The sequence below is a fragment of the Gemmatimonadales bacterium genome (genome assembly GCA_036500345.1).
Taxonomy (GTDB): domain Bacteria; phylum Gemmatimonadota; class Gemmatimonadetes; order Gemmatimonadales; family GWC2-71-9; genus Palsa-1233.
In genome coordinates, this window is the sequence record DASYCE010000004.1 from 49,937 (window position 1) to 71,463 (window position 21,527).

The following is a 21,527-nucleotide window of genomic DNA, read 5'->3' on the forward strand; positions in this document are numbered from 1 at the left end:
GATGGAGGAGGCGGTTCCACTGCTGATGACGCCGGGTCCGACGCGCGTTCCCGAACGCGTCCTCCGCGCCGGTGCCCGCCCGATGATCCATCACCGCACCGCGGCGTTCTCCGCCGAGCTCGACGTTGCCCTCACGCTCCTCGGCGAACTGTTCGGCACACGGGAGCGGGTCCTGCCGGTCCACACCACTGGCCGGGGCGCCATGGAAGCGGCGATCTGCAATCTCTTCTCACCGGGAGACGCGATCGCCGTGGCGTGCAACGGGAAGTTCGGCGAGATGTGGGCCGGGTTCGCCGAGTCGTACGGGGTCGTGGTGCATCGGTTCGCGACCGACTGGAATCGCAATGCCGATGCCGCCGAACTCGCCGCGCTCCTCGCCCGCCATCCCGACATTGGTGCGGTCGCAGTCGCCTACTGCGACACCTCGACCGGTGTGCGCAACGATGTCGCGTCGATTGCGCGCGTTGCCGCCGATCGCGGCATCCTCACGATGGTCGACGCCGTCTCCGCGCTCGGCGGGATGCCGTTTTCGTTCGATGCCTGGGAGATCGATGTCGCCGTCACGGCGTCGCAGAAATGCCTGATGGCGAGTCCCGGGCTCGCGTTCGTTGCGATGAGTGCAGGTGCCTGGCGACGCGCCGAACGCGCCACCCTTCCGCGCAACTACTGGGACTTCCGCGCCATCCGCGACGCCATCTCGCGCGCAAAACCGGAAACACCGGGGACGACGCCGGTGCACCTGGTGCTGCAGGTCGCCGAGTCGCTGCGGATGATGCGCGAGGAAGGATTCGATGCGATCACACGCCGGCATGAAGCGATCGCCGGCCGGTTGCGCCAGGTCGTCGCCGAACGCAGCCTCGCGATGCAATGCCCCGGTCTCGATTCGCTGGCTCCGACGGTCACCGCCATCGCGCTCCCCGCCGGCGTCTCGCCGCGGGCGGTGCGCGACGGGCTCAAGGCGCGCGGCATTCTCACCGCCGCCGGCCTCGATCGTTTCGAGGCGACGGCATTCCGGATTGGCCACATGGGCGATATCCGCATGTCCGACATGGAACGGACGATCGGCGCGCTCCACATCGCGCTCGACGGCGTGCGCGCCGCCAGCGCGAGATGAAGCTCCACACCCGGATCCTCACCGGGCTCGTGGCGGGCGCGGCGATCGGCGGGATCGCGCGGATCCCCGGGATGACGTGGCTGGCGCGCGGCATCGTCGCGACCGAACCGATCGGCACCGCGTTCATCAAGCTGGTGTCGATGGTCGTCATTCCGCTGGTGGTGGCATCGCTCTTCACCGGTGTCGCTTCGCTCGGCGACGTGCGGCGACTCGGCAGGATCGGCGGCAAGACATTGCTCTTCTTCGCCGGGTCGACCTTTCTCGCCGCGACGATCGGCCTCGCCGTCGCAATGATCTTTCGTGTCGGTGCCGGGGTCTCCGCACCGGGGATCATTGCTTCGGCGGGATCGGGCCTCGGCGCGGCGACTCCGTCGCTGGTCGAGTCGCTGCTCGCGATGATTCCCTCCAATCCGATCGCCGCCGCCGCAGAGGGCGACCTGCTGCCGCTGATCGTGGCGGTGTGCATCTTCGGCGCCGCTGCGACGGTGATCAGCGGCGATGCGAGAGAGATCGTCGTCCGATTCTTCCAGGGGATCAACGACCTCGCCATGGTCGTGATCGGGTGGCTGATGGAACTGGCTCCGATCGCGGTCCTCGTCCTCGCCGCCGTCACGGTGGCGCGCTCGGGAAGCGATCTCCTCGGCTCGCTCCTCATCTTCTGTCTCGCCGTCGTCGTCGCGCTGGCCATTCACGTGACGCTCGTGCTGCTGCCGGTGCTTCGCCTCGTCGCGCGACTCGACCCGCGATCGTTTGTCCGCGCGGTCTCCGACGCACTGCTCCTCGCCTTCTCCACGGCGTCATCGAACGCGACGCTGCCGGTGAGCATGGCCGCGGCGCGCAGCCGACTCGGCGTCTCGAACGAGGTCGTGAGCTTCGTTCTTCCCCTCGGTTCGTCGATCGACAAGAACGGCGCGGCAGCGTACAAGGCGGTTGCGGCGGTATTCATCGCGCGGCTGTACGGGATGCATGTCGGCCCGTCGGTGATGATCGCGATCATCGTGATGTCGACGGTCGCAGCGTTCGCCGGCACCGGTGTCCCCGGAAGCTCGCTCGTCACCACGCTGATCGTCCTCGACGGCATCGGTCTCGGCGCGTATGCGGCTGCCGGGATCGCACTGGTCGTCGGCGTCGACCGGCCGCTCGACATGTGCCGCACCCTGGTCAACACCTTCGGCAATCTCGTCGGCACCGCGGCGGTTGCGCGCAGCGAGGGTGAGGCGATCGGCTGATGGGATTGCCGCAGACGATCAGCGAGAAGATCCTCTCCGCCAAGTCCGGCCAGCGCGCGGCGGCGGGCGACATCGTCATCTGCCGCGTCGATCATGTGATCGGCACCGACGCGTCGACGCCGATGGCGATCGACTACTTCGAACGGATGGGCGGGAAGAAACTCTTCGATCCGGAGCGCGTTCTCTTCGCGTTCGACCACTACGCGCCGCCGTCGCCGAGCGGCGAGCGATTCCACGAACGAGTCCGCACCTTCGTCCGCAAGTATGGCGGCACGCTGCTCGAGGCCGGTGAAGGGATCTCCTTCCAGCGGGCGATCGAATCGGGGAAGGTGCTGGCGGGGGATCTCGTTGTCGGCGCCGACAGCCACACCGTCACGTGCGGAGCGCTCAACGTCTTCGCGACCGGTGTCGGCTCGTCCGATCTCGCTGCGGCGATGCTCACCGGCGAGATCTGGCTCCGGGTCCCCGAGACGATCCACATCACGCTCGCCGGCCGGCGCCCCAGGGGGACCAGTGCGAAGGACGTCGCCCTCGCACTCGTCAAGGCGCTCGGCCCCACCGGTGCCTCGTACCGGACGATCGAGTTCTTCGATCCGCTCGATCAATTTGCCGTCGATGACCGGATGGTGCTCTGCAATCTTGCGGTCGAGATGGACGCCAAGGCCGCGATCTTTCCGACCGACGCCGCCACGCGGCGCTATCTCACCGTGCGCGCCACCGAGTATCGCGACGCATGCAACGCCGACCCCGGCGCGGGATATCAGCAGTCGATCGTCTTCGACTTGTCGACGATCACGCCGCAGGTCGCGCTTCCGCACGCACCGGATCACGTCGTGCCGATTGCCCAGGCGATCGGCACGCCGGTGCAGATGGTCTTTCTCGGCACCTGTACCGGCGGTCGGGTTCGCGATTTCCACGAAGCGATGGAAGTGTTCGTGCGCGCCGGTGAGCGGATTGCGCCGGGGGTGACGCTGGTGGTGACGCCGGCGTCGCGCGAAGTCGCCGAGGTGCTGACCCGCGACGGGACACTGCCGCGCCTCGCCGCGATGGGCGCCATCGTCACGACCGCGGGGTGCGGCGCATGCTGCGGCACGAGCGGCGTGATCCCGGGCGACGGGATGACGGTTCTCTCGACAGCGAACCGGAACTTCTCGGGACGGATGGGGAATCCCACGTCGTCGATCTATCTCGCATCGCCCGCCGCGTGCGCCGCCGCCGCCGCAACCGGCGTGATCATCGACCCGACCCTCCTGCCGCCGGCGTACTGAGATGCCGATCACACTGGACGGGCGCGCGCGACGACTCGGCGACGACATCAACACCGACTACATCATCTCGTCGGCACGGAAAAAGGAATCGATCGATGGCGAGGTGCTCAAGGAGTATTTGCTGGAGCGGATCGATCCGGAGTTCGCGCGGTCGGTCCGCCCCGGGGACGTGATCGTCGCCGGACGGAACTTCGGGTGCGGATCGGCAATGGAAGTGGCGGTGACGGTGATTCAGGCGTCCGGTATCGTCGCGGTCGTCGCGGCGAGCTTTTCCCGGTCGTTCTTCCGCAACGCGATCAACAACGGACTGCTGGTCATCGAGTGCGATACCGCGGGAATCACCGACGGGGATCAGATCACTGTAACCGCCGGCGACGCCGCGCCGACCGTTGAGGACAGGACCCTCGGCCTTACGCGTCGGGGGGCGGCGTTGCCGCCGATCATGCAGGAGATCCTTGGCGCCGGCGGTCTGGTGCCGTACCTCCGGCAGCGAGGCAATTTCGCCGGCGACACCCGCCGAGGTGCTACGGGATCACCGTGATCGACGTGACCGGGTGGATCTCCATCCACTTGTCGTGATTGTTGTCCATCACATACGAGCCGACCATCCGTACGTGCGAGCCGACGGGCGGGAGTGTCACCGTCGTGTGATATGACGCCGGGCACGCCGGCTCCGCGTCGGTCTGCGTCACGTGAAAGCGGCAGACGATCTCGAAGACGAGATTGGATCCTTCCTTGCTGCGATTTCCGTCATTGATCAGCGTGTCAAACGGCGCGTCGAGCTTGAGCCAGCCATGCGTGTCGCCGTCCTTCTCGTGGCGGACGCCGTCATGCTGCTTGCCGTTGGTCGCGTCGACGATGGTGCCGGTGATGGCGATGCACTGTGCATGCACGATAAGCCGCTCGGCGTTATACACGTGCATCCAGAGCGACGCGTCGCATTGCGCTGCGGTATCAGGCGCAGCGCCGTGCGCGACTGCGACATTCCGAGACCAGACCCATCCCTCGTTGCCGTCGGCGATGACCTTGACGTGGTAGTACCCGGACTGCGCCGCGGCGGTGAGCAGGGTGAGCGTTGCGCCGGGATGGAGGAGTTCGATAGGGGAATTGGCGGTCGACGGAGCGCTGCGAAGGTTGACGTCGCGGCTCACGGTCGCCTGCTGCGCGCGGAGTGCCGTGGGCAGGATCAGCACGACGGTGGCAAGCGATAGGCGATGCAGCGTACGCGACACCGCTGCGGCGCGCGGCGTGGAGAGGATCACTCGCCGCAATCCACGTCGGTCTGCGCTTGCGGCGACGTGAAGTCGACCGGCGCAATGATATGGACCCGTTCCCAGAACCGGCCACCGCGGGCCGGGAACCCGACTTTCCAGCGATCGACCGCTGTCGGGACTGAATACGGCGCCGCCCCGGAATCGGCGCCGTGATTGCGCGCCGCAGCGGTGACGGTGACGTGTTGGACCTTGCTGGTGGAACCGTTGCTCCGCTCCCACTGGTAGTCAATCGTCATCCCGACCGCGGTGGCGATGATCCGTCCGATGAAATCGATCGGCGCGGGGCAGTTGCCCGAATACCGTGATGGCACGGCGGCGGCAGTCGCGACTGCAGCGGCGGCTTGCGGGGGGATCGGCGTCGCCTGGGCGGCGGCGGGCGGGGCGATGGCGAGCATCGTGGCGATGGAAATGGCGGTGGAGATGGCGATGATTCGTGACATTGAGAGTGTCGAGCTCGTGGCGACGAGAAGCGTGCGTCCTATATTCTAGCCCAGGTGCCACAGCCGCGCGCGAATCGCGCAGGCCGGCGGCCGCGTCACATCGACTACCACCCGAGGATCGCATGAGCCACACCGCATTGCAGGCCGACTCCCTTCGCCCGACCGTCACCGCGACCGATCTCGAGAAGAGCATCGCCTTCTACACCGAGGGCCTCGGCTTCGAAGTCACGCACCGAGGGGAAATCGAGGGGGCGCTCCGGTACGTGGAGATGAAGGCCGGCAACGTCGGCTTCGTCCTTGGCCGAGATGATTTCAAGAAGGGGCGCGACCGGGTGAAGGGCGTGGGACTGCGATTCCACATCGACACGAGCGAGGACATCAAGGAACTCGCCGACCGGGCGATCAAGGCGGGGATCACGCTCGACGAAGGGCCGGCGCCGCTGCCGTGGGGTCCGATGGCGTTTGCCGTCACCGACCCCGACGGCTTCCATCTGACGATCGCCAATCCAAGGTAGTATTCGTTACTATAGCGCGCGGCGGGGATCAACTCCGCCGCTGCGCGTTCCTGCCCTCACGCCGGCTTGCGGATCATCAGCACCTTGTCGTCTTCGCGCGGCGTGATCCGCGCCCGGGCCCTGCGCCGCGCATCCGCCGCCGTCCACTTGAACCAGCACGACGGGATGCTGCGCTCGACGAAGTCGGGGTGGCATTTCACCTCGCTCAACAGCGCGCTGTCCACCCGGCAGACGCCGGCGGGCACACCCCAGTGCGTGGCGCACGATTGCACGTCGACCCCGTGCGGCACGATGTAGTCCGACAGGACATCGCCGTGCGTCGGTGGCTTCCTCGTCAGGAGGTAGACGAGGACGGGAATCAGGATGAGTGACAGCAACGAATAATCGAACATGTCCGGGTCCGGTTGGGTGTCTTCCAGCTCACAAGGCACGACGAGTTACCCGCCGGATTTCGCACAATGGCGCCTCGTTCTGCGACACCGCCACAGTCGTCATCCCGAGGCGCTGCGTTCGGTCAGCAATTGTCGGATCGTTTCGACACCCCCGACTCACTGCGAACGGCGTCGCGAAAGCAGCGGCCAATGGAGCACTGATCGGAGTTCAGTCGCGCCAGCAGAGCCACGCCTGTACATTCGAAAACCCTCGCGAAGGTACCCGATGCACATCTGCTGGCGATCGGTCGGCGCCGCCCTGGCCTTCGTCGCGACCACCACGACAGCTCGCGCGCAGTCTCCCCTCGAGCGGGTCGCCCTGCTCCGATGGGATGACTCGCTGCAGCGCGACTCGACTGCGCCGTCGCTTCTGGCAGCGGGACGGCGCGCCGGCGCCGAGGGGGGTGCGGCCGGTGACGTGCGAGTGGCGCTCTTCCAGCTCCGTCAGGGCGTGGTCACCAGCAATCGCGGCGAGATCGAACTCGGGCTGATTCGCCTCGACGCCGTGGCGGCGGCGCATCACGACTGGCCGTGGCCGGAGTTCGCGATGGCCCGCGAATTCTTCCGCCTCAACGCCGACGACGCCCCGGGGACGCTGTCGGCCGGAATGCACACCGGTGAACTCCACGTCGAGGCCGCGTGGCGGCACGCACGCGAGGCGATGAAGATCGATCCCGAGTTTCTCCCCGCGCATCGGATGGTGATCTCCCTGATGCTCGCTGAAGGCGATCGCGAACTTCTCGGCGACGAAGAGAGCGTGCTGCGCGACCTGATGGCGCGTCCCCGCCCGCCCGCGTCGGCGTTCGTGATCGCGGGCCGCGACCTGCGACGGCGCGGCGACCCTCGCGGAGCGCTGGCGATGTTCGATCGGGCGGCGGCGGGCGCCGATACGGCAACGGTCGATCTCGAACGCGCCCACACCCTGCATGCGCTCGGCGACACCGCCGGCGCCCGCGTGGCGTACTGGGACGGTACCCGGCACATGACCGCCGAAGGCCGGGAGATGTACCGCTTCGACCTGGCGTGGATTCTTCCACCCGACACGCTGGCACTGTTCAACGCGGTGCCTGACGATTCCGTCAATGGGTGGCTGCATGACTTCTGGAACGAGCGTGACGCCGCGGCCGCCAATCGCCCGGGCGAACGGCTGCAGGAGCAACTCCGGCGCTGGGACTATGCCTTCGCGCACTTCCGCGACCTGACGCCGTGGCGACGCACCCAGTTCAAGAATCGCGTCGAATATCTCTTCGAAGGGATGGACCGGTGTGTCGCCGGGAACGGCGAGTTCTACGATCTGCTTCAGCGTGAACAACCGTCGCATCCAGGCGATCCGCGGCGTCACGAGGCGCTCCTCGATCATCGCGGCCTGATCTATCTCCGGCATGGAACACCATTCCGCCAAGCATACAGCCCCGGAATCGCGACGCTTGCGGATACGATCCAGGTGACCGGGATCACAGCGGGCGTTCCGACGCCCGGTTCCGGTCCGACGGGCACGCAAACGCCGCCGTCCAACCCCGATTACTGCATCAAGAACGGCGCCGACAGCGATTCCGGCTGGTCGATCGGCCCGAACGAAGGGTGGCTCTACTGGATCGACGGAGAATGGCGTCTCCTGAATTTTCGCGGCTCGTGCTATCTCGGCCGGTACGGCGCGACGACACTGACGAGTTATCTCCCGCCGTCGAAATTCACTCTTGGCGACTATATGGCTCGGGGCGCGCTCCTCGCGACATATGCAGCTGCGGCCCGCCGACTCGAACAACCCCCCGGAGCGACGCCGGTAACGTGCACCGATGAGTTGCAGGCGGTGATTGCCGAAGCGCGCGCCGACGCCGACAAGGGGATCCACACCGACAGTGACACGCCGCTGATCACGCGCCCATGGGATGCGGTGATTGCCGCGTATGCGCTGGGAAGCGGCGCCGACCAGAGCGGCGAAGCGCTGGTGAACTTTTCGATTCCGCTCGACTCGCTACATCTCACCACCGATTCGATCGGGCGGCGCTACCCGCTCACCGCGCGGATCACCGGCTACGATCGCGTGACGCACGCAACCTTCGCCATCGATACCGTACGCCGCTTCATCGCACCGCCCGCTGGTCCGCACGGGCGTTCGCTCGGCGGCTGGTTCGAACTCGCGCTCGATCCCGGCGACTGGGAGATCGGCGTGCGACTCAATCAGGGGGTCGATTCGATCGGAGCGTACGCGCTCGCCGGGCACCTGGTGATTCCAGGCCGGGACACGCTCTCGCTCAGCGACATCGTCGTCGGTGCCGACAACGGCGGCGACTGGACCGCTCCGGACGGCGCGCTCTTCCCTGTCAGCACGCTGCGAGCGTGGCCTGCCGGGAGCAAGGCTGAGCTCTACGTCGAACTTCGCGGAGTGCCGCCGGGAGCCGGCTACGCGATGACCATCGGCGTTCGGAGCGTCGATGCTCCTGGCAAGGACCTGGTGCAGCTCGCCGAGAGCGATCGCGGGGCGCCGAACGGGATCAATGTGGTGCGCCGCACCCTCGGGCTCGACCGGCTCAAACCGGGCGTGTATCAGCTCACGGTGTCGATCGACGCCGGTGCAAAGCATGTCGCGCGGGAACAGCGCATCGTGGTGGTCAAGGCTCCATCGCCGAAGTGACGCCGCATCGCGGCGGGAGTGTCTGGCGACGTGACGGTCGGATCGATAAGTTGCGTTGTCGCACCCACCATTCGAGCCGCACGCTCCGCCAATGAGGCGTTCCATGGTCCGCATCCCGCGCGCTCTCGCCGCCACCGCATTCCTTTCCCTCACCGGCGCCGCACTGCCGCGGCCGATCAACGGCCCCGGCGGCGATCCGGAGATGATCGCGCGGATCCGCGAAGAAGGACTGCAGCATTCACAGGTGATGGATGTCGAGAGCTACATGACCGATGTCCTCGGCGCCCGGCTCACCATGTCCGACGACATGCAGCGTGCACAGAAGTGGGCGCTCGGAAAGATGACGTCCCTCGGCCTCAGCAACGTCGTCGCCGAACCGTACGGCGACTGGGGCGTGACATGGGACAACGAGTACGTCTCGGTCCAGATGCTCGAGCCTGACTATTCACCGATGGTGGCGTACCCGATCGCGTACACGTCGAGCACCGACGGGAAGCAGGTCGCCCCGGTGATGATCGCCGAACTGCAGACAAAGGCCGATCTCGACAGGTATCGCGGCAAGCTCAAGGGGATGATCGTGCTGTCGACGCCGCCGGTGAAGATCGACCTCGCGCCGCTCACCAATGGCGTGCAGCGCTGGAGCGATTCCGCGCTGCAGCGGATCCAGGAGACGGTGGTGGTAACGCCGCGGGCGACGCCGGTCCGCGGGCCACGCAATCCCGATCTCCTGAGTGCCACCGAAAAACTCGCCTTCTACAAATCCGAAGGCGTGGTCGCGGTGCTGCAATGTGAAAGCGGGTGGCTCGGCGCAGTGCGCGGCTATGCGCGCCCAGGTGCCGCGCAGGACCATTGGTCGAAGGCGGGAACACTGGCGTCGCCGGTGCTCGTCGCGGTGACGCCGGAGCACTACAACCGGATGTACCGGATCCTGCAGCGCGGTATTCCGGTCAAGGTGGCGATTGAGGTGCGCAACAAGGTCGGCGATACGGTCCAGCCGGCGGTGAACATCACCGGCGAGATTCCCGGTTCGGATCTCAAGGACCAGATCGTGATGATCGGCGCGCACTTCGACACATGGCAGGCGAGCCCGAATGCCAGCGACAACACCTCGGGTACCGCCGTGGTGCTCGAGGCGGCGAGAATCCTCCGCGCTGTCGGCGCACATCCGCGGCGCACCATCCGCTTTGCCCTCTGGAGTGGCGAGGAGGAGGGCTTGATCGGCTCGAAGGCGTACGTCCTCAAGCATTTCGGCACCGCGTCCCACAAGGGCCCCGAATTCGACAAGCTCTCGGCGTACTTCAACCAGGATTATGGCGCCGGCCAGTATCGCGGGATCTACCTGCAGGGGAATGAAGCGGCGCGGACGATGCTGACCGCGTGGATGGCGCCGTTCAGGGATTTCGGCTTGACCGTCGTAGCGAACCAGTATCTGTACCAGACCGATCACGTTTCATTCGACGAGGCGGGGCTTCCCGGCTTCCAGTTCCTGCAGGATCACCTGCCGGCGGAAGGGGGCCATACCAATCTCGATTTCTTCGACACGATCCAGGGCGACGACCTGATCAAGAACGCCGTGGTGATGGCGTCGTTCGCCTACGATGCCGCGATGAGTGATTCGATGGTCCCGCGAAAGGCGCCGCACTAGGGCGGCGCCCGTCGCGGTCGACGCTACTTCCCCTGGACGAAATCCGAATAGGCGAAGTTGTAGCTGGACGTCGCGGGATCGAAGGTGGCGTGGAATGTCTTCGGATGCGTGCTGGTCAGCCCCGGGACATCGGGGATGGCGAGGTCGAACGACTTCTTCTCGTCAAGCATCGCGCGCGAGATCATCGGTTCGATGAAGATCGGCTTTCCCTGGTAGTACCCAACCAGCATGCTGCCGCGGAACGTGGATGTCGACGACATGTCGCCGTTCGGCATCGCATGCATCCCCATCATCGGCACGCAGGTCCCGATCAGCTTCGAGGTTCCCATCGCCTTGACCATCGGAGGCGGAATGTCCTCGTCGGGCAGCATGTAGCCGGTCGGCAGCGCCGCAGGTTTGGTCGAGTCGGCGCAGGTGATCGCCGTGATGTCGGCGACGGCATTGGTGTAGAAGTGGAAGTCGAAGTGCGGCGTCATGAAGGTCATCGGCGGGTGACCGGTCGGCTCCCAGTAGAAGGTGAGCTTGGTGAGGCCGGTCTTCGCGACGACCGACGCCGGCATGTCGAGCATCGCGTCGGGCTTCGGCGGCCAATCCATCGAGGCATTGGCAGCCGGCATCGGCGCACTGTCGATGGCGGAAAGCGGGATGGTCGCGCCGGCGTCGATCAGCGAATCACCCTTGGTGTGCGCCCAGGTGCAGATCTGGCCGGTGAACGCGGTGCCGCAGCTCCCGGCGACGTTGACAACCTGCGCCTCCTTGGCGCACGCGGCGGTGCCAGCAACAAGGAGAACTCCGAACAGACGTGTACGGGGCATTGAGGCTCCTGTGGAGGGTCGGTTCTGTCAGGGGAATGGCTGCGAGAATCTACGCTGAAAATCGGCGCCGTGGTTGGCCGGGTCGATCGGATCGCGGCCGAGCGGGGATCCGGTTACAGCTGAGGCTTTGCCCACCGCGCTGACGGCGTGCCGAACAACGACACGACCTCCTGCTCGACCGACTCCCGGACATACGTCCCACCCACTGCCGCCACGATCAGCCGCGGTCCATCCGGGCCGAGCCGTTCGGTCCGGATCGCCGCCGCACGCGCCACCGGCGGCGTCACGGCCTCGTCGATCGCGATCAACATCGATTCATATCGAATCCCGCTCAACAGCACCACCGCACCGGCAATCATCCGCTGGCCAATCGCGAGGAAGACGAGGCCGCCGATGATCGACCCCGCGTCGCGAATGATCGACGTCGCCATGTTCGGGAATCCGACGTACGAGAGGTTCCACCAGAAGAGCAACAGGCATTGCACGATCACGCCGATGATGCCGAGCGTCAGCCCGACCGCGGCAGGTTCGCGCGGCAGCAGTCTTGGTTCGCGTTCGATGATCGTTGGCGTTGAGGCGAGTCGCTCATCAGCGGCAATCGGCAATTCCACCGACTCGGCTCGAGGATGGATCGATGTGAGGAGGAGCAGTCCGATCGCGGCCCAGATCCCGGTCACCACCGGCAATGTGAAGACGAAGCCCCCGGGGAACGGGCCAAGCAGGTCGCCGGCGATTGCGAGGCGGACAGCGAGCGATACACCGGCGACCACGACGGCGACGATACACGCAGATGCAAAGGCGCGGAGAGCGCGGCTCATCACGTCGCGCCGCCACCAGGTCACATTGGCCAGCTCGTCCGCGACGAGGGCCGGCAGCGGCCACGGCGGCGTGACGCCTCCGTCGCCGAAGGCGGGCAGCTCGCGGCGGGTGAGCGCGGCAATCACTTCGTCCCGGTCGAGCGGCGGAGGTCCCTCGGCCGACATCGGGATGCGGCACACCCATGCGAACCCGCGTGCGATCAGCAACAGCCCGATCATGACGAGCAGCGGCGAGAGGATCAGCATCAGCAACGATCGGATCGGCGCATCGGTCGCACCGACGTCGGCGCCGAAGAGTCGTGCAGCCTGGGGGATCAGGTCGTTGTATTGGCGGAGCGTTGACGCCCCGTTGGCGACGAAGGCGATCCCGGCGAGGATCCTGGCGATGCCGAGTGCGCGGAGCGGATTGCGCCCAGCTATCAAGCGGATCTCCCGGCGATCGCGGTCACGGCAGCCACCTCGTGAGCTCCGCCGCCCCTTTCCGTGGCTTTGCCTCGGGGACGCTCGCGGCGTACCCCACCCAGATCATCACGACGACCCGCTCACCATCCGGAATGGCAAGCGCTGCTCGCGTCCGCGGATCGTCCATGACCGCACCGCTGCGCAGATGGGTGCCGAGTCCGAGATCGTGCGCTGCAAGGAGGATGTTCTGCACCGCCATCATCGTGGCGGCGTAATCCTCCTCGCGGACCTCGGGATTGGCGTCAACGACGACCGACACTGCGATCGTCACCGGAATCGCCGCTTCCGCGGCCGCAACCTTTTCGATCGTGGCCTGCGCCGCTGCAGGATCTTCGATCTTCTTCGCCTTCCGCGCGCCGAGCACTTCACCGAACGCGCGCCGCGCAGCCGGGCCAAGGACCAGGAATCGCCACGGCTGTGTCAGCCGATGGTTCGGCGCGTGGACGGCGGCGGCGAGGAGTTGTTCAATCGCCTCGCGGTCGACCGGTCGATCGGCGAAGGCCTTGATCGAGCGGCGGGCGGTGATGGCGCTCCAGATATCCATCAGGCGTTCCGCAGCGCGTCGATATCAAGCTTCTTCATTCGCAACAGCGCCTGCATCACCCGCTCCGACTTCCCCGGCTCGGGGTCCGACATCAGATGCCCCATCATCGACGGCACCACCTGCCAGGACAGGCCGAAGCGGTCCTTGAGCCAGCCGCATTGCTGCGCCGCCGGGTCGCCACCGGCGGTGAGCCGCTCCCAGTAGGTGTCGATCTCGTCCTGGGTATCGCAGGCAACCTGGAACGAAACCGCCTCGGTGAAGCGGAATCCCGGGCCGCCATTGAGGGCACGAAACCCCTGGCCGCAAAGCGAGAACTCCACCACCATCGCCATCCCCGCTGGCCGGCCGTGGACCTCCTTCCCCGCCTCGCTGTACCGCGTCACCTGCCCGACCCGGGAATCAGGGAAGATCCCCGCATAAAAAGTCGCCGCTTCCTCGGCCTGCGAGTCGAACCAGAGGAACGGGGTAATCCGCTGAATCGTGGCCATAATGCCTCGCCTGTTGATTGGTCCATGCTACACCGTCGCGGTGGCGCCACTCTTGGAGCGCCCGGGACCGCCCGATAACCTAGTCGTAGGGCGCGAAGGTCCTTGCGCAATCAGCGACCGGCGATGGATTCTTCAGCCGACTCCAGCACAACCGATCCATCTTACTCCAAGGGGCATCAGCATGTCACCAGGGCGTCGTGTAGTTGTATCGATTGCTGTACTCGTCGGAGCTGCTGCGTGCGCTCCCGATTCGTTACCAACGACCGCGACTGTCTCCGAAGCGAAGGGCGGCAACGGCGTCGGTGCGGAGATGCGCTTCAAGCACAAGCAGGTCTGCCCCTCGGCCGACATCGGCGGGGCGCGCTGCCACGCCTGGGTGCGTGTCGACGACAACAACGATCCGCTCGCAACCGCGGGCACCCCGTCCGGGTACGGTCCGACGGACCTCCGCACGGCGTACAATCTCGCGGCGGCGAGCGCGTCGAACGGCGTCGGCCAGACGATCGCGATCGTCGATGCGATGGATGATCCCAACGCGGCAAGCGACCTCGCCGCCTATCGCAGCAAGTTCGGCCTCACGGCGTGCACCACGGCGAACGGCTGCTTCCGGAAGGTGAGCCAGACCGGCGGCACGAACTATCCGCGCGCCGATGCCGGCTGGTCCGAAGAGATTTCGCTCGACCTCGACATGGCGAGCGCCATCTGCCCCAACTGCAAGATCCTCCTTGTCGAAGCGACGTCGGCGTCGTTCGCCAATCTCGCCGCCGCAGTCGATCGCGCAGCGCTGATGGGCGCCAATGTGATCTCCAATTCGTACGGCGGCTCCGAGTACTCCACCGAGACGACTGACGAGACCCATTTCAATCATCCCGGGATCGCCATCACGGTGAGTTCGGGCGACGCGGGCTACGGCGTCGAATTCCCGGCGTCGTCGCGGTACGTCACCGCAGTGGGCGGCACCTCTCTCAAGCGCTCCACCGGCGGCCGGGGCTTCACCGAGACCGCGTGGGTCGACGCCGGCAGCGGCTGCAGCAAGTACATCACCAAGCCGTCGTGGCAGCACGACGCGGGCTGCGCCAAGCGGACCGTCGCCGACGTCTCGGCCGACGCCGATCCCAACACCGGCGTCGCCGTGTATGACACGTACGGAATCCGCCGTGGCGGCGGATGGCTGGTCTTCGGCGGTACCAGCGTTGCCGCGCCGCTCGTCGGCGCGATCTACGCGCTTGCCGGCAATGAGGGATCGATCAACTACGGGTCGTTCTCGTACAGCAACCTCGGATCGATCTTCGACGTGACATCGGGGAGCAACGGCAAGTGCGGCGGGTCGTATCTCTGCACCGCCCTCTCCGGATACGACGGACCGACCGGCAACGGGACGCCGAACGGGATCGCGCCGTTCTGATCCACTGATCCTTCGGACCGCAAACGTCGAGCGCGGCAGCGATTGATTCGCTGCCGCGCTCTCGTTTTGTCGGGTACCCCCGCTCCGCTTCCTACGTCTTCGGGGCCGGGTCACGCTGCCGCGTCTTGGTGACGCCGTGCAGGATTGCGATGCCGACAAGACAGATGTCCATCACCACGATCCACTTCTGCTCAATGTGGATGTACGTCGCGCCGAGGGTCAGTCCGACGATCAGGATGATATAGCCGGCCAGGTAGATACCGAATGACATAGCTCCCTCCCGGGTTTTGACCGGAAGAGACGTCGGTACCTGCACGGACCCACACGCCGCCATCCACCGCCGTGATCCTGTCCCGCCCCGCCGTCAGTGCCGGATCACGGTGCCAGGATGGCAACGATCGTCTTCGCCGTCGCCCGCGAGGTGCCGTTGCTATAGAAGACGTAGACCTTGTGCGTCTTCTCATCGACGGTGCAGGTCCGCGCCGCGCCGCCGGTCGGCACCTTCGCCACCACCGTGAACTTGCTGGGCGAATCCTCGTGCACCACTGTGAGCGTGCTGTCGGCGCGATTGGGATTGAACGCCAGCTTGGTCGACGGGTCGAAGCAGTTCTGGTCGGCGCGGCTCGGCACCCGGATCCGCTGCACCACGTTTCCGTTGTCGGCGTTCACCACGACCATTTCAGTGTCGCACGCCATGAAGAGGCGGCGGCTGGCGTTGTCCATCGACAGCCCCTGCGCCCGGCCGCACGCGGGGATCCGATAGGTCGCCTCGGTCTTCATCGTCGCCGCGTCGTCGCGGACGACGTACCCGGAATCCTCGACGTTGAGGAACAGCTTTCCCTTCCCGTCTGCCGCGCCCGACTCGAGCCCGTCGCCCAGCGTCCCCTTGGTGATCAGCGTCCCCGTCTTCATGTCGACGGCCCATGCGTCCTTGTCGACCCAGGTGAAGGCGTGGTGGGTGAATGGATCGTAGCGGATGCCGTCACCCTTGGTGTCGACGTGGCCGGTGACCGCCAGCGTCTTGAGATCGAAGATGACGCCGTTGCGGACCAGGCCGCGGTTTTCGTCGGAGGCAATGGCGTAGCCGCCGCCGCCACCGGCGACGGTGCCGATCACGCTGTCGTGGTCGACGTCGATCACCTTGTCGCCCATGCCATAGAGCCTGCGGCCCACGGGGTCGACGATGATGTAATCGGCGCGGGCCGAGCCGAGGTCGAGCGTCTTGACGACGTGGTATTTCGAGCCCTGCGCGGCGAGCGACGCCGGCTGCATCGGCCCGAGGGCGGCCGCCGCGAGCGCGGCGACAACGAGAGGAGAAAGTCGAACCATGCGAACTCCTGGCAGAAGAGAAGCGAGACGACCGGCCCTGAAGCTATGTCGGGAAGCTGTCGGCAACGTGAATCCTCGCGGGGGGCGATCTGGTCCTCCGGTGCGGGCCACGCGTCCCCGGGTCGTCACCGGGTGAGACCGCGCCAATGAGAATGACCGCGCGCTCCACTGTAGCCCGGGGGACGGAATGCATCGAAGACTGTGCGGCCTTGTTGGAGCAGCGATCATCCTGGCGCCGGCGCCCGCGCTGGCGCAGCAGACTGTGTCGGTGGTCGTCAGCAATGACTTTGACATCTCGCACGGCTGGTATCCCTTCGTCGGCGGCAACTGGCGCGATGTCTGGAGCTCCAGGATTGTCGTACCGGTCCTGGATCCGGGCAGGTTTGCCGGCGGACTGACCCCGTTCAGGACCGGGGGTAACCAGACCCATACGCTCTGGTTTCATGGAGCCGATGGACGGACCTACATCTTCCGTTCGACCGCCAAGGCGCCCAGCAGCGGTCTCGATCCCGATCTTCGGCACGGCCTCGCCGGCGCCATCGTCCGCGATGAACTGAGCGGATACCATCCGGGCGCCTCGTTCATTGCCGAGCCGCTCGAGCGCGCCGTCGGTGTCCGCACCACGACCTCGTACCTTGGCATCCTGCCCAGCGAACTCGGCGCAGATTCGCTCAACAAGACGTACGGCGGCAAGGTCGGAGAGATCGAAGACCGCCCCGAAGCTGGTCACGACACCGTCCCGACACCGTTCGGCGCCGACGACATCAAGAGCACCGAAGCTGTCGCGAATGCTCTCGACGCGACCCTTCGCGATCGAATCGACACACGGGCGTATCTCGCCGCCAGGCTCGTCGACGCGCTGATCGGTGATCCCGATCGCGGCTGCGACCAGTGGCGGTGGGCCGAATTCAACCGCGATGGCGGCAAGCTCTTCGTCCCGATCGCGCGTGACCGCGACCACGCCTTCGCCCGCACTGGCGGGATGATCTATACGCTCCTTCGCGATCTCTATTCCAAGGAAACGAATTTCGACGCCAAGCCGCCGTCGCTCGGCGGGATGACGTTCATGACCACAGCCTTCGACCGGAGCGAGCTCGTCGATCTCGACTGGACGACGTGGGATTCTGTGGCCAAGGCGATCCAGCATGCGTGGACCGACGCCGCGATCGACTCGGCGGTCCACATGATGCCCCAGGGGTGGGTTGCCTCGAGCGGCGACTTCATCGCCGCGTCACTCAAGGCGCGTCGTGACAAACTCCCCGACTATGTGCGGAAGTACTTCGAGATGGTGAATGGCAGCGCCGTGGTCTTCGGCAGCGACGAATCCGATCGCGCAACCGTCGACCGCCTCGCCGATGGAAGCATCACCGTCACGATGGAGGCAGCGCCCGCGAAGGGGAGCGGTGACCGGCCGGTCGCAATGGTGAGGCACTTTAGCGCCGACCAGACGAGCGAGATCCGGCTCTATGTGGAAGACGGCGCGGATACCGTTCTCGTCCGCGGTGGCTCGAAGAACGGCAACATCGTCGTGCGGGTGATCGGCGGGAACGGCGACGACGTCCTGGCCGATTCGTCGACCTCAGGCCATACGATCTTCTATGACAGCAAGGGCCACAATCATTTTACCGTGACCGGCCATGCGGAGGTCGATCGCTCGTCGTTCACCCTCCCGCACCCGGATACGGCGACGACGGCGGATTCATCCGGCGATCATGATGCGCACGCCCCGGGTACCGTCCATCTCGACCAGCGCCGCGGCCGGTTCCTCGATCTCGTCGGCGGATCGTGCGTCGTCCTCAAGGATGAAACGGCGAAGCGCGACCGCGACTGGGGAACCAAGTCCGGCTACATGCCGCTGGTGAACTTCCCCAGTGGGTACGGGGTTGCGTTGGGACTGCAGTGGACGGCGACCAATTACTCGTTCCGCCGCTTTCCCTATCAGAGCCGCTTCACGCTCGCCGCCCTCGGCACGCCACTCGGTGGCGGCGCGGGCGCGGCAAAGATGACCCTGGACCTTCGTCCGGAAAATTCGGACATGGCATTCGTCGTGACCGCCGAAGCGACCCAGTTTCATACCTCGCGCTTCTTCGGTTTCGGCAATGAATCCCCGACAATCACTGTGACGGAAGCGTGGCTCAAGCGCAACGAGCTCACCTTCGAGCCGGCGGTTCGCTGGTACCTCGGTTCCAAGTCGTGGTTTTCCCTCGGCGGAGTCGCGGCGTATCGCTCGATCGCTGCGCAGCCGGGCAGTCCCGGCGACTCGCTCGGGCCGAGCATTCTCAATGGCTCGAGCGCCGGCGCACGCTTCCGGTTGGCAATCGACCGCCGGGACAACATCGTCGATCCGCGCTACGGCTTTACCCTCGGCGGTACCGCGACGTGGTATCCCAAGCTCTGGGACGTTCCGGAATACGGTCGCGCGGAAGGCTATGCCACCGCGTACGTGAGCCTCGGTCCGCCAACACTGGCGTTGCGGGTCACCGGTGCCAAGATCTACGGCGATCAATTTCCACTTTACGATGCCGCGATGATCGGCGGCCGGACCTCACTCCGCGGGTTGACCTGGGATCGATATGCCGGGGACGCCGACGTCGTGGGGAGTGCCGAACTCAGGATTCCGCTCTTCCACATGACGATCCTTGATCGAGGGAAGCTCGGGCTGATCGCGTTCGAGGATGCTGGGCGGGTCTGGTATCGCGGGGCGTCGGACGGCGGCTGGCATCGCGGCACCGGCGGCGGATTCTCGTTCACGACGGTCGGAATGGTCGGCACGCTGGTGTACGCGCATAGCGATGGATCGCACGTGTATGTCAGCGTCGGCTTTCCGTTCTGACCGTCAGATTCCGATCAGTGATGTCGAGTCGGCAGCGCCGGAAAAGGCGATCGGTCCGTCGGGAATTCCGGTAAACCACTGCTTGAGGGCGTCGACCGCGACGCCGCAGAGGCGGCCGGACGCGGCGCCGGCATCGAGTTCGTGCATCACCACGTCAATCGGGAGACCGGCGCGATAGGGGCGCGCTGCCGACAGCGCCTCGCAGACATCCGCCGCAGCCAGGACCCGCATCGACATCGTCAACGCATCGCCGGTGAGACCGACGTGGTAGCCACTGCCGTCGAGCCGCTCGTGATGCGAGGACGCGAGCATCGCGAACCGGGCAAACCGCGGAACGCCACGCAGAATTTCGAGCGTGTATCGCGTGTGATGCTGCATCGCCCGCGATTCCGCGTGGGTGAGCGTCGTCGCCTTGTCGAGGATCGTGTTGGCGACGCCGAGCTTGCCGATGTCGTGCAGCAGGCCGGCGCGGCGCACCGCGCGGATCTCGCGGCTCGTCATGCCGAGTTCCGTGGCAGTCCGGGTCGCGAGGAATGAGACGTTCTGCGAATGCCGCGCGGTGAACGGACTCTTGGCGTCAATCACCCGCGCGAACGCCTCGGCGATGGTATCGAGACGCAGTTCGTCGGCGTAGACCACTCGTTCCGGCAGCTCCGCCACCGGCAATGCATCGAACGAGTTGGCCGCGCGGAGCGCGCCCCAGAACGCCGCGTCATCGGCGAACGAATCGAGCGCGTCGACGACCGCCGGATCGAACCAGCGACCGCGGCGGCGATGCGCAACGTCGTACGCCGCGGCGACGCCGAACGCCTGCTCGAATACTTCCACCGTCTGCGCCAGGCCAACGATGCGTGACAGGAACGGAATCCGGTCGCCGGCCAGCCCGCGCGGCACACCGTTGCCATCCCAGTGTTCCTCGGTCGACGCGATCGCGTCGCAGGTCGCCTTCGGCATCGCCAGCATCGCCGCGGTGACCACCCCGCGCGTCGCACGCGTCTCGGCCATCTGCTGATGCACCGCGGGGGAATCGTGGAAGCGGGTGAAGGCGTGCCATCCCCGTGCGAGCCAGCCGTCGCCCGCACCATGGCGCAGGACATATCGGGCGACTTCGCGGCGGTCGGTCCAGTCGATGAGGCGTCGCGCCGCCTTGAGCGCGCGATCGTCGGCGCCGAAGAACGAGGCGAGGTGCGCGGAGTTGCTGGTGCTGCCGAGGTCCTTGAGCAGCAGCGCGTAGAAGAGGGCGTTCCGGTCACCGTCGCCGAGCTGGAGGACACGACCGAGCCGCATCCCGATGATGGCGGTGCGGATCGAATGCCCCACCGGCTGTCCTTCGGCCATGTCGAGCGCGTGCGACAGCGCCCCGATGACCTCAGTCAGGCGAATTCCGGCATAGTGCGACTCGACCGGCTGTGCCTGGGGCGGCGTCCAGTCGTTCCGCGTCGACATCAGGATGATCCGCGCTGGGGTGCTGCCGACGCGATCTCGCTTGGGATGCGGCCCGGCGGCGCGCCGCAATCCAGCAGCGGAGCGCTCAGTTCCCGGGAGAAGTCCGCGCGCTGTTGCAGTCAGCGCCATCAGGTGGTTCGGCACGACGTACCGGAGGGGCAAAATCGGTGCCCTGCGTGACGGTCCGCCGTATCTCAAAAGGGATACGCGGAACGGATTGCCGGGGACAGGCCTGTGAAGCGGCGTGACAGTTGGGTGTAAGGTGACCGGCGCGGGTCGCGAGTGGCGAGATTGGAAAAGCGCAGTGGTAATCAACAATACAGTGTGATGTGAGCAACGTCGTCCGGCAATCGTCATCACCACAGACATTCATTTTCGAGGTGATACCGATGCGCATCAGATTCCTTGCCGCCCTGCCGCTTCTCGGCGCGATCGCCCTCATGCCGAGCCCGAGCTCTGCGCAGGTGACCACGCCAACGACGACAACCCGGCGAACGACGACCACGACCACGACGCAGCTGGGGTCGCCGCTCACGATCACGACCTATTCGACCGGGACCCAGGGTGACTGGCACAGCAACTACATGAAGTGGCGCCCCACCACCGTGTACTGGTACAACAATCAGTACTACCCGCGGTCAGTACGGGGTGGCCGGGCAGTCGAGGTGTATCACTCGGGAACCAGCTACTTCCTCCCGCCGCAGGATCAGGCGTGGACCAACCACGGTGACACCCGATTCAACTACAAGCAGGTTCCGACCAGTGATGACTATACCCACATCACCACATGGGGACACCCGCCCGCAGGCGATGGGCATCCACCGATCTGATCTGTG

General features: G+C 66.1%; 20 protein-coding genes. 10 read left to right on the plus strand and 10 right to left on the minus strand.

The features are described from left to right. The first annotated feature begins 1 nt into the window (after position 1). From VGM20_01940 to VGM20_01955, 4 genes are read left to right on the plus strand one after another with little or no spacing between them, the layout of a single operon-like run. Positions 2 to 1,114, plus strand: a complete 1,113-nt coding sequence (locus VGM20_01940) for an alanine--glyoxylate aminotransferase family protein (protein ID HEY4099616.1) — start codon at positions 2 to 4, stop codon at positions 1,112 to 1,114. Continuing rightward, the gene (locus tag VGM20_01945; GenBank protein HEY4099617.1) at positions 1,111 to 2,343 is read left to right on the plus strand and encodes a dicarboxylate/amino acid:cation symporter; all 1,233 of its coding nucleotides are present in this window, start codon (positions 1,111 to 1,113) and stop codon (positions 2,341 to 2,343) included. The genes VGM20_01940 and VGM20_01945 overlap by 4 nt, the downstream gene beginning before the upstream one ends. Then, positions 2,343 to 3,611 (plus strand): aconitase/3-isopropylmalate dehydratase large subunit family protein, encoded by a 1,269-nt coding sequence (locus VGM20_01950; GenBank protein ID HEY4099618.1) that lies wholly within the window; start codon positions 2,343 to 2,345, stop codon positions 3,609 to 3,611. Before VGM20_01945 ends, VGM20_01950 begins: the two co-directional genes overlap by 1 nt. Position 3,612: 1 nt before the next feature. Beyond that, the gene (locus VGM20_01955) at positions 3,613 to 4,152 is read left to right on the plus strand and encodes a 3-isopropylmalate dehydratase (protein HEY4099619.1); all 540 of its coding nucleotides are present in this window, start codon (positions 3,613 to 3,615) and stop codon (positions 4,150 to 4,152) included. On the opposite strand, the gene VGM20_01960 is transcribed toward VGM20_01955, so the two are convergent. Further along, positions 4,136 to 4,873, minus strand: a complete 738-nt coding sequence (locus tag VGM20_01960) for an SH3 domain-containing protein (GenBank protein ID HEY4099620.1) — start codon at positions 4,871 to 4,873, stop codon at positions 4,136 to 4,138. The two genes, VGM20_01955 and VGM20_01960, sit on opposite strands and share 17 nt — an antisense overlap. Beyond that, positions 4,870 to 5,325, minus strand: coding sequence for a hypothetical protein (locus VGM20_01965; GenBank protein ID HEY4099621.1), 456 nt, complete (start codon positions 5,323 to 5,325; stop codon positions 4,870 to 4,872). Before VGM20_01965 ends, VGM20_01960 begins: the two co-directional genes overlap by 4 nt. Positions 5,326 to 5,447: 122 nt before the next feature. Here VGM20_01965 and VGM20_01970 point away from each other — a divergent pair, with 122 nt between their 5' ends. Continuing rightward, positions 5,448 to 5,840 carry a VOC family protein gene (locus tag VGM20_01970; protein ID HEY4099622.1) on the plus strand — a complete coding sequence of 131 codons (393 nt, stop codon included), beginning with the start codon at positions 5,448 to 5,450 and terminating at the stop codon, positions 5,838 to 5,840. 56 nt (positions 5,841 to 5,896) lie between these two features. Here the strand turns inward: VGM20_01970 and VGM20_01975 are convergent, their stop codons facing one another. Continuing rightward, complete coding sequence (locus VGM20_01975) at positions 5,897 to 6,232, minus strand: hypothetical protein (protein HEY4099623.1); 336 nt, start codon at positions 6,230 to 6,232, stop codon at positions 5,897 to 5,899. A gap of 265 nt (positions 6,233 to 6,497) precedes the next feature. Between VGM20_01975 and VGM20_01980 the strand changes: the two genes are divergently transcribed. Together VGM20_01980 and VGM20_01985 are read left to right on the plus strand one after the other, a co-directional pair. Continuing rightward, positions 6,498 to 8,906, plus strand: coding sequence for a hypothetical protein (locus tag VGM20_01980; protein ID HEY4099624.1), 2,409 nt, complete (start codon positions 6,498 to 6,500; stop codon positions 8,904 to 8,906). A gap of 103 nt (positions 8,907 to 9,009) precedes the next feature. Continuing rightward, positions 9,010 to 10,551 carry a M28 family peptidase gene (locus VGM20_01985; protein ID HEY4099625.1) on the plus strand — a complete coding sequence of 514 codons (1,542 nt, stop codon included), beginning with the start codon at positions 9,010 to 9,012 and terminating at the stop codon, positions 10,549 to 10,551. Positions 10,552 to 10,574: 23 nt separating this feature from the next. Here the strand turns inward: VGM20_01985 and VGM20_01990 are convergent, their stop codons facing one another. The 4 genes from VGM20_01990 to VGM20_02005 form a co-directional block, all read right to left on the minus strand. Continuing rightward, on the minus strand, positions 10,575 to 11,366 hold the full coding sequence (locus VGM20_01990; GenBank protein ID HEY4099626.1) for a hypothetical protein: 792 nt from the start codon (positions 11,364 to 11,366) through the stop codon (positions 10,575 to 10,577). A gap of 113 nt (positions 11,367 to 11,479) precedes the next feature. Beyond that, positions 11,480 to 12,607 carry a hypothetical protein gene (locus VGM20_01995; protein HEY4099627.1) on the minus strand — a complete coding sequence of 376 codons (1,128 nt, stop codon included), beginning with the start codon at positions 12,605 to 12,607 and terminating at the stop codon, positions 11,480 to 11,482. A gap of 22 nt (positions 12,608 to 12,629) precedes the next feature. Beyond that, on the minus strand, positions 12,630 to 13,190 hold the full coding sequence (locus VGM20_02000; protein ID HEY4099628.1) for a nitroreductase: 561 nt from the start codon (positions 13,188 to 13,190) through the stop codon (positions 12,630 to 12,632). Continuing rightward, entirely contained in the window at positions 13,190 to 13,678 is a 489-nt protein-coding gene (locus tag VGM20_02005; GenBank protein ID HEY4099629.1) for a VOC family protein, read from the minus strand. The genes VGM20_02000 and VGM20_02005 overlap by 1 nt, the downstream gene beginning before the upstream one ends. Before the next feature lie 310 nt (positions 13,679 to 13,988). Between VGM20_02005 and VGM20_02010 the strand changes: the two genes are divergently transcribed. After that, positions 13,989 to 15,083, plus strand: coding sequence for a S53 family peptidase (locus tag VGM20_02010; protein ID HEY4099630.1), 1,095 nt, complete (start codon positions 13,989 to 13,991; stop codon positions 15,081 to 15,083). 91 nt (positions 15,084 to 15,174) lie between these two features. On the opposite strand, the gene VGM20_02015 is transcribed toward VGM20_02010, so the two are convergent. Both VGM20_02015 and VGM20_02020 read right to left on the minus strand, forming a co-directional pair. Beyond that, complete coding sequence (locus VGM20_02015) at positions 15,175 to 15,354, minus strand: hypothetical protein (protein HEY4099631.1); 180 nt, start codon at positions 15,352 to 15,354, stop codon at positions 15,175 to 15,177. A gap of 104 nt (positions 15,355 to 15,458) precedes the next feature. Continuing rightward, positions 15,459 to 16,412, minus strand: coding sequence for a hypothetical protein (locus VGM20_02020; protein ID HEY4099632.1), 954 nt, complete (start codon positions 16,410 to 16,412; stop codon positions 15,459 to 15,461). Positions 16,413 to 16,599: 187 nt separating this feature from the next. Between VGM20_02020 and VGM20_02025 the strand changes: the two genes are divergently transcribed. Continuing rightward, positions 16,600 to 19,245, plus strand: coding sequence for a BamA/TamA family outer membrane protein (locus VGM20_02025; GenBank protein HEY4099633.1), 2,646 nt, complete (start codon positions 16,600 to 16,602; stop codon positions 19,243 to 19,245). 3 nt (positions 19,246 to 19,248) lie between these two features. On the opposite strand, the gene VGM20_02030 is transcribed toward VGM20_02025, so the two are convergent. Next, positions 19,249 to 20,691, minus strand: a complete 1,443-nt coding sequence (locus tag VGM20_02030; protein ID HEY4099634.1) for an HD domain-containing phosphohydrolase — start codon at positions 20,689 to 20,691, stop codon at positions 19,249 to 19,251. Positions 20,692 to 21,080: 389 nt separating this feature from the next. On the opposite strand from VGM20_02030, the gene VGM20_02035 reads away from it, so the two are divergent. After that, a complete protein-coding gene (locus VGM20_02035) occupies positions 21,081 to 21,521 on the plus strand; it encodes a hypothetical protein (GenBank protein HEY4099635.1) in 441 nt (146 codons plus the stop codon). The last annotated feature ends 6 nt before the right edge of the window (positions 21,522 to 21,527 follow it).